Consider the following 1,852-nt stretch of genomic DNA (forward strand, 5'->3'; position numbering starts at 1 on the left):
TTCATTGTCGTATTCTCTCAGAATATTAGGTCTCCGACAATCCCGGGGCGGTTCACTTTCTATAAAACTGAAATATGAGATTAAACCCATTCTATACGAGTACATAAAGGACGGTGTTTTATTAGATAGCGCTAGAGAGGTAGTCAAAAACCTTCATGTCTAAGCTAATAATGTCAAACCACTTAGAAACTGTGCGCGAACACAAGCAGATAGACTTGGCTTGTGAGGGTGTAGAGGTTTCAGATATATTTTTTCAAGACAATAAGAAAAATGAGCGCTGTATTCAGGTTCTTTATGGCAGAGAAAGTCTTTCGCTTAAAATGTCATATTTTATAGGCGCAGACTGGCTTGTTAAGAATCAACAAGCCATTTATGTTGCACCGAAGATTAATAATAGTGTTCAGGAAGTTGATTACCTTGGCATGCTTCAATCATGTCTTACGCATGGTAGTATTGCTAAGAATACCAAAGACCTATACTACATTAAGCTAAACGAGCCTTTTATCGAAATTGACCAGCAGATGGATTTATTAACGCCACTACTAATCATGCAGTTTCTTCAAATTCTCAAAAGTTTGGTAAAGAAAGGATTGAAGCAGTCCTATTATAAAGTCGAACGCAATCTTAATAGCAGAATTAAAGGCAAAGTCTTAATTGCTCATAATATCAAAAAGAATGTAGTTCGAAATAAAGTGACGAACACCTTTTGTAGTTATGAAGAATTTGGCTTGGATAGCATTGAAAATAGAGTTTTAAAGCATACGCTAAGCTTTGTTAGACGTTATTTATCTCAATACCCAGAATACCTTGGATCAATGAAGTATTTAATCGACTATTGCACACCTACTTTTGAAAGTGTCAGTGATGAAGTCAATTTACATGAGCTTAAAGCAGTCAAGCGTAACTCCTTTTATAAAGAGTATCAGGAAGCCTTAAAACTCTCTAAGATCATTCTTAAGCGCTTTGGTTATCATATCAGTGAAATCCAACATAGTACCGTTGAAAAGATATTAGTACCGCCGTTCTGGATTGATATGTCAAAGCTCTTTGAGCTATACATATTGGGACTTCTTAAAGATAAATATGGGGATAAGATATTATACCAAGCGGAAGGAACTTACGGAGAACCAGACTACCTATTAGTTGACGACATAGAGCCGATTATTATCGATGCAAAGTATCGACCTATATATCAAGAAGATAAAAACGTTAATACTTTTATTATTAAGGATATTAGACAGATAAGTGGTTATGCAAGAGACGTAGGTATATTAGATAAGCTAGGCTACCATACGGTAGAGGAGCAATCTTCAAGTGTTGTCAGTTGTGTCGTTATCTACACTGATCAAGATGAGGGCGATAAGCTACCAAACAGTTTAACCGCTGGCAAATCGATTAAAGGCTTTACTAAATTCTATAAGGTGCCAATCTCTGTTCCTGTTTTGAAAAATCAAACAGCTGAATAAACTATGTCAAACGGGATCGTTTACCACAACCAACTTTTAACAGTCTTGGTCACAAAATGGTCACCGTTTGGTCACTGAGTACTTGGTCACCGATTTTCAAAAGGTAAAGTACATGCACGCAGACTTATAGAGAATACATTATTAAAGAGTAGATTACTTCTTAGGAGTTAATAAAGACAGAATAACCAACCCTTACGGATAAAGGCTTTAAGCGGAATTTCAGACACAAAAAAACCTCAAACAAGCTAATGTTTGAGGCGAAACTTGCTTAAACTTTGCAGTTTAAGTTCGTTTTAAATATGGCGCAGCGGACGGGACTCGAACCCGCGACCCCCGGCGTGACAGGCCGGTATTCTAACCAACTGAACTACCGCTGCTTAGGTCGT

1 protein-coding gene and 1 tRNA gene are annotated in these 1,852 nt (G+C 37.2%); one reads left to right on the forward strand and one right to left on the reverse strand.

What is annotated here, in order from left to right; all coding sequences use genetic code 11:
* The first annotated feature begins 170 nt into the window (after positions 1-170).
* A complete protein-coding gene (locus JFC08_RS13545; protein ID WP_227697798.1) occupies positions 171-1,466 on the forward strand; it encodes an McrC family protein in 1,296 nt (431 codons plus the stop codon).
* Between the two features lie 300 nt (positions 1,467-1,766).
* Here JFC08_RS13545 and JFC08_RS13550 read toward each other — a convergent pair.
* Positions 1,767-1,843: transfer RNA gene (locus JFC08_RS13550), tRNA-Asp, on the reverse strand.
* Between the last annotated feature and the right edge of the window lie 9 nt (positions 1,844-1,852).

Source organism: Psychrobacter cibarius, from assembly GCF_016107535.1.
Taxonomy (GTDB): Bacteria; Pseudomonadota; Gammaproteobacteria; order Pseudomonadales; family Moraxellaceae; genus Psychrobacter; species Psychrobacter cibarius.

What these genes read in the sequence shown, in the direction of transcription:
- JFC08_RS13545 (WP_227697798.1), top strand. Translation starts at nt 171, where the DNA reads ATGTCAAACCACTTAGAAACTGTGCGCGAACACAAGCAGATAGACTTG.